The organism is Citrobacter sp. Cpo100, from assembly GCF_030332595.1.
Lineage (GTDB): Bacteria > Pseudomonadota > Gammaproteobacteria > Enterobacterales > Enterobacteriaceae > Citrobacter > Citrobacter portucalensis.
Map to the genome: position 1 here is coordinate 708,066 of NZ_JAOWHM010000031.1, position 6,127 is coordinate 714,192.

At 52.0% G+C, this 6,127-nt stretch carries 4 protein-coding genes; 3 read left to right on the forward strand and 1 reads right to left on the reverse strand.

The window, feature by feature from the left end; all coding sequences use genetic code 11:
• Positions 1–16: 16 nt before the first annotated feature.
• The 3 genes from OGX96_RS10225 (at position 17) to OGX96_RS10240 (ending at position 4,515) form a co-directional block, all read left to right on the forward strand.
• The gene (locus tag OGX96_RS10225) at positions 17–2,677 is read left to right on the forward strand and encodes a bifunctional acetate--CoA ligase family protein/GNAT family N-acetyltransferase (protein WP_137377893.1); all 2,661 of its coding nucleotides are present in this window, start codon (positions 17–19) and stop codon (positions 2,675–2,677) included.
• A 114-nt stretch (positions 2,678–2,791) separates the two neighbouring features.
• Complete coding sequence (gene pssA / locus OGX96_RS10235; RefSeq protein ID WP_003835350.1) at positions 2,792–4,147, forward strand: CDP-diacylglycerol--serine O-phosphatidyltransferase; 1,356 nt, start codon at positions 2,792–2,794, stop codon at positions 4,145–4,147.
• Positions 4,148–4,179: 32 nt separating this feature from the next.
• A complete protein-coding gene (locus tag OGX96_RS10240; protein ID WP_153687927.1) occupies positions 4,180–4,515 on the forward strand; it encodes a YfiM family lipoprotein in 336 nt (111 codons plus the stop codon).
• Here the strand turns inward: OGX96_RS10240 and OGX96_RS10245 are convergent.
• Positions 4,512–5,810 carry an MFS transporter gene (locus OGX96_RS10245; protein WP_186413089.1) on the reverse strand — a complete coding sequence of 433 codons (1,299 nt, stop codon included), beginning with the start codon at positions 5,808–5,810 and terminating at the stop codon, positions 4,512–4,514. The genes OGX96_RS10240 and OGX96_RS10245 overlap by 4 nt on opposite strands.
• Positions 5,811–6,127 lie beyond the last annotated feature (317 nt).

The following is a 6,127-nucleotide window of genomic DNA, read 5'->3' on the forward strand; positions in this document are numbered from 1 at the left end:
CATTAAGGAAGCCGATATGAGTCAGCGTGGTCTGGAAGCACTACTGCGACCGAAATCCATTGCGGTGATTGGGGCGTCAATGAAGCCTAATCGCGCGGGTTACCTGATGATGCGTAACCTGCTTGCCGGCGGTTTCAATGGACCTGTTTTACCGGTGACGCCCGCATGGAAAGCGGTGCTGGGCGTACTGGCATGGCCCAATATCAACAGCCTGCCCTTTAGCCCGGATCTCGCCGTGTTGTGCACCAATGCCAGCCGTAACCTGGCGTTACTCGAAGCGCTTGGCGAGAAAGGCTGTAAAACCTGCATTATTCTCTCAGCTCCCGCGGCGCAGCACGCAGAGCTGCTGGCCTGCGCATCACGCTACAACATACGTTTGCTGGGCCCCAACAGCCTGGGACTTCTCGCGCCCTGGCAAGGGCTTAACGCCAGCTTTTCCCCCGTCCCGATTAAGCGCGGCAAGCTGGCTTTTATCTCTCAATCCGCTGCCGTATCCAACACCATACTCGACTGGGCACAGCAGAGAGAAATGGGCTTTTCTTACTTTATCGCGCTGGGTGATAGCCTGGATATCGACGTTGATGAGCTGCTGGATTACCTGGCGCGCGACAGCAAAACCAGCGCGATATTGCTGTATCTCGAGCATTTAAGTGATGCCCGACGCTTTGTTTCCGCCGCCCGCAGCGCCTCGCGCAATAAACCTATTTTGGTGATTAAGAGCGGTCGTAGTCCAGCGGCGCAGCGTTTACTGCATACCAGCGCCGGGATGGACCCTGCGTGGGATGCCGCTATTCAGCGTGCCGGTTTATTACGCGTGCAAGACACTCACGAGCTGTTTTCGGCGGTCGAAACCCTGAGCCACATGCGTCCACTACGTGGCGACAGGCTGATGATCATCAGCAATGGGGCCGCGCCTGCCGCACTGGCATTAGATGAACTGTGGTCAAAAAATGGCAAGTTGGCGACGTTGAGTGAAGACACCTGCCAGAAATTACGCGATGCATTGCCTGAACATGTTGATATCGCCAACCCGCTGGATCTGCGTGATGACGCCAGCAGCGAACACTACGTTAAGACGCTGGATATTTTGCTCGCCAGCCAGGATTTCGACGCGCTGATGGTGATTCATTCACCCAGCGCAGCCGCTCCCGGAACCGAAAGCGCACTGGCATTGATTGAAGCGGTAAAGCATCACCCCCGAGGAAAATTCGTCTCGTTGCTGACCAACTGGTGCGGAGAGTTTTCCTCTCAGGAAGCCCGCAGACTGTTTAGCGAAGCCGGACTGCCCACCTACCGCACGCCGGAAGGTACCATCACCGCATTTATGCATATGGTGGAGTATCGGCGAAACCAGAAGCAGCTACGAGAAACGCCTGCGCTGCCTGACAGCCTGACCTCCAACACCGCCGAAGCGCATAATCTGTTACAGCGGGCGATTGCTGAAGGAGCGACATCGCTTGATACCCATGAAGTGCAGCCGATTTTACAGGCTTATGGCTTACACACGCTGCCAACGTGGATCGCCAGCGACAGCGCGGAAGCCGTACACATCGCGGAGCAAATCGGCTACCCGGTGGCGCTCAAGCTGCGTTCTCCTGATATTCCGCATAAATCAGAAGTTCAGGGGGTGATGCTCTACCTGCGTACAGCCACTGAAGTGCAACAGGCCGCCAATGCAATTTTCGATCGGGTAAAAATGGCCTGGCCGCAGGCACGCATTCACGGCTTATTAGTGCAAAGTATGGCGAATCGCGCCGGCGCTCAGGAGCTTCGCGTTGTCGTTGAACACGACCCGGTATTTGGCCCGTTGATTATGCTGGGTGAAGGTGGTGTTGAGTGGCGACCGGAAGAGCAAGCCGTGGTGGCATTGCCGCCATTGAACATGAATCTGGCGCGTTATCTGGTGATCCAGGGGATCAAAAATAAAAAGATCCGCGCGCGCAGCGCACTGCGCCCTTTGGATATCGCCGGGTTGAGCCAACTTCTGGTGCAGGTCTCCAACCTGATCGTCGATTGCCCGGAAATTCAGCGTCTGGATATTCATCCGCTGCTGGCCTCGGCCGGAGAATTTACCGCGCTGGACGTTACGCTGGATATTGCCCCTTTCACGGGAGATAACGAAAGCAGACTGGCTGTACGTCCCTACCCTCATCAGCTTGAAGAGTGGGTGGAGTTGAAGAACGGCGAGCGCTGTCTGTTCCGCCCCATTTTGCCGGAGGATGAACCTCATCTTCAGCAGTTCATTTCTCAGGTGACAAAAGAAGATCTTTATTATCGCTATTTCAGTGAGATCAACGAATTTACCCACGAAGATTTAGCCAATATGACGCAGATCGACTACGATCGGGAAATGGCCTTTGTTGCGGTGCGTTGTAAAGATAATCACGAAGAGATCCTCGGCGTAACGCGAGCAATCTCGGATCCTGATAACGTAGACGCTGAGTTTGCCGTACTGGTTCGTTCCGATCTCAAGGGGCTTGGACTGGGTCGCCGATTGATGGAAAAATTAATTGCCTATACTCGAGATCACGGACTTATACGTTTGAATGGTATTACGATGCCGAACAATCGTGGGATGGTCGCCCTGGCCCGAAAACTCGGGTTTGTTGTTGACGTCCAGCTCGAAGAGGGAATTGTTGGGCTAACGCTTGATCTGGCCCAATGTGAGGAATCGTGAGTAAGGTACTGGAAATGTTGACCACATTAATGGGTACTGGTGGTATCATTGCCCGCTTATGTCGTCTGCATAGCACAGAGGACCCTTCAATGAACAGAGAAGAAATGCACTGTGATGTTGTCAAAATTTAAGCGTAATAAACATCAACAACACCTTGCCCAACTACCCAAGATTTCTCAGTCAGTTGATGATGTAGATTTCTTTTATGCTCCCGCTAATTTCAGGGAGACTCTGCTGGAAAAAATAGCCAGCGCGACGCGACGGATCTGCATTATTGCGCTGTACCTGGAACAGGATGACGGTGGTAAAGGCATACTTGACGCTCTCTATGCGGCAAAACGGCAGCGTCCTGAACTGGATGTCCGGGTGCTTGTCGACTGGCACCGAGCCCAGCGCGGTCGTATTGGTGCTGCGGCATCCAATACCAATGCTGACTGGTATTGCCGAATGGCGCAAGAAAACCCTGGTATCGATATTCCTGTCTATGGCGTTCCGATTAACACCCGCGAAGCGCTTGGCGTCCTGCATTTCAAAGGCTTTATCATTGATGACAGCGTCCTGTACAGCGGGGCCAGTCTGAACGATGTTTACCTGCATCAGCATGATAAATATCGCTATGACCGTTATCAGTTGATTCGCAACGCGCAAATGGCCGATATCATGTTCGATTGGGTGACGCAAAACCTGATGAACGGTCGCGGCGTTAACCGTCTTGATGATATCAACCGCCCTAAAAGCCCAGAAATTAAAAATGACATCCGCCTGTACCGTCAGGAACTGCGCGATGCGTCATTCCATTTTCAGGGTGATGCTGATAACGAACAGCTTTCGGTTACGCCTCTGGTGGGCCTTGGGAAATCCAGTCTGTTAAATAAGACCATTTTCCATCTTATGCCCTGCGCAGAGCACAAGCTCACAATCTGTACCCCTTATTTCAACCTGCCCGCCATACTGGTGCGCAATATCATTCAACTGCTGCGTGAAGGGAAAAAGGTTGAAATCATTGTCGGTGATAAAACCGCCAACGACTTTTTCATCCCGGAAGATGAGCCATTCAAGATCATCGGTGCGCTGCCTTATCTGTATGAAATAAATCTGCGCCGTTTCTTGAGCAGATTGCAGTATTACGTGAATACCGACCAGTTGGTCGTGCGCTTATGGAAAGATGATGACAATACCTATCATCTGAAAGGTATGTGGGTTGATGATAAATGGATGCTGCTCACCGGCAACAACCTTAACCCTCGTGCCTGGCGTCTGGATCTGGAAAACGCCATCCTTATCCACGATCCTAAGCAAGAGCTCACCCCTCAGCGCGATAAAGAGCTGGAGCTTATCCGTACGCATACTACCGTCGTTAAGCACTATCGCGACCTGCAAAGCATTGCTGACTATCCGGTCAAAGTGCGTAAGCTCATCCGTCGACTACGCCGTATTCGTATCGACAGATTAATTAGCCGTATTCTGTAATCAAGACCCCGTCCAGTGACGGGGTTTTTCATATGGAGGCAACGGTGCGCCTGTTCATTCTTACCAGTATCCTTGCCATTTCGGGCTGCAGCCATATGGCTAACGACCAGTGGAGCGGGCAAGACAAAGCTCAACACTTCATCGCCTCCGCCATGCTTGCCGCAGCCGGCAATGAATATGCCCAACATCAGGGCAACAGCCGCGATCGCAGTGCGGCTATCGGCCTGATGTTCTCAGTCAGCCTGGGTGCGTCAAAAGAGCTATGGGACAGCCGTCCCGCAGGGAGCGGCTGGAGCTGGAAGGACTTCGCCTGGGATGTTGCAGGCGCATCTACCGGCTATGCGGTCTGGCAACTGGCACATTACTAGAGGCGCAGACCTTTCCCTTTCCCATGCAGCATTAGCGATACTAAAAACGCAACTACTGCCAGCGCAGTGACGTACCAGAAGAATGTCGTTTCCATACCGACAGACTTCAGGGACAACGCGACATATTCGGCTGAACCGCCAAACAGCGCATTGGCCACCGCATAAGATAAGCCGACCCCAAGAGCGCGTACCTGTGCCGGGAACATTTCGGCCTTCAGAATACCGCTAATTGACGTATAGAAACTGACGATTAACAGAGCACACATCACCAGAGCAAACGCCATATACGGGGATGTTACGCTTTGCAATGCTGTCAGAATGGGAACGGTGAAAATCGCGGCCAACGCGCCAAAACACAGCATTGAAGTACGCCGGCCAATTTTATCTGACAAGGCGCCGAACAGCGGTTGTACCAGCATGAACACACACAGTGCCGCCGTCATAATCCCACTGGCTACGTTGGCATGCATACCTGCTGTATTAACCAGGTACTTCTGCATATAGGTTGTGAACGTATAAAAACACAATGATCCCGCGGCGGTAAAACCAAGCACCATGACAAAAGCTTTGCGATTACGCCACAGACCTTTCAGGGAACCCGCTTCTTTCAGCGCGCGAACATCCTGTTTCGAGGTTTCATCCAGTTGGCGACGCAGCCATAGCGCAACAATAGCCAGCACGGCGCCCAACGCAAATGGAATACGCCAACCCCACTCTCTGAGCGCTGAGTCTTCTAACGTGTGCTGTAATATGACCACAACCAGTAATGCCAGTAACTGTCCGCCGATTAACGTTACGTACTGGAATGAAGCATAAAAACCTTTCTTACCTTCAACGGCGACTTCACTCATATAGGTCGCGCTGGTTCCGTATTCACCACCGACAGATAACCCCTGGAATAGCCTTGCCAGCAGTAATAGCGCAGGCGCCCAGGTACCGATAGTTTCATATCCCGGTAGACAAGCGATCACCAACGATCCCATGCACATCATACAAACGGACAGCAACATGGACTTTTTACGCCCGTGCTTATCCGCGATACGGCCAAACAGCCAGCCTCCAATTGGTCGCATCAAGAAGCCAGCGGCAAAAACGCCAGCGGTTTGTAAGAGTTGTGTGGTGGTATTTCCTGATGGAAAAAAGATATGAGCAAAATAAAGAGAGCAGAATGAATAGATATAGAAATCAAACCATTCGACCAGATTCCCTGATGATGCTCCGACAATCGCCCATATACGACGACGGGTATCGCCGTCTGCCAGCACCCCGTTCTCAGTTACACTACTATCAGCCATTAGAATTGTACCCCTGCCAACGATCGCGTGAATTTATCAATGATGGTTGTGTGTTTTTTGGTGAACAGAATGTTATATAATTGTTATATCTTATTGTGCGGTAAAGATCACGATTTTAATTAGCAGAGAAAGGATTCAGATATGTTCGAGGGAGAGATCCGTGTAGTAGATCGAGACAGTGTGCTTTTGTTGGTCGATTAAGGCTGTTACGCCGCATCCGGCAATGTACCGCCGCGTTGCCTGATGCGCTGCGCTTATCAGGCCTACAAAATACATTCAGCCCGGCCCCTGCAGGCCGGATAAGGCGGCACGCCGCA

Coding starts and splice junctions, on each gene's coding strand:
- pssA (WP_003835350.1), top strand. CDS start 2,792: ATGTTGTCAAAATTTAAGCGTAATAAACATCAACAACACCTTGCCCAA.
- OGX96_RS10240 (WP_153687927.1), top strand. CDS start 4,180: ATGGAGGCAACGGTGCGCCTGTTCATTCTTACCAGTATCCTTGCCATT.
- OGX96_RS10225 (WP_137377893.1), top strand. CDS start 17: ATGAGTCAGCGTGGTCTGGAAGCACTACTGCGACCGAAATCCATTGCG.
- OGX96_RS10245 (WP_186413089.1), bottom strand. CDS start 5,810: ATGGCTGATAGTAGTGTAACTGAGAACGGGGTGCTGGCAGACGGCGAT.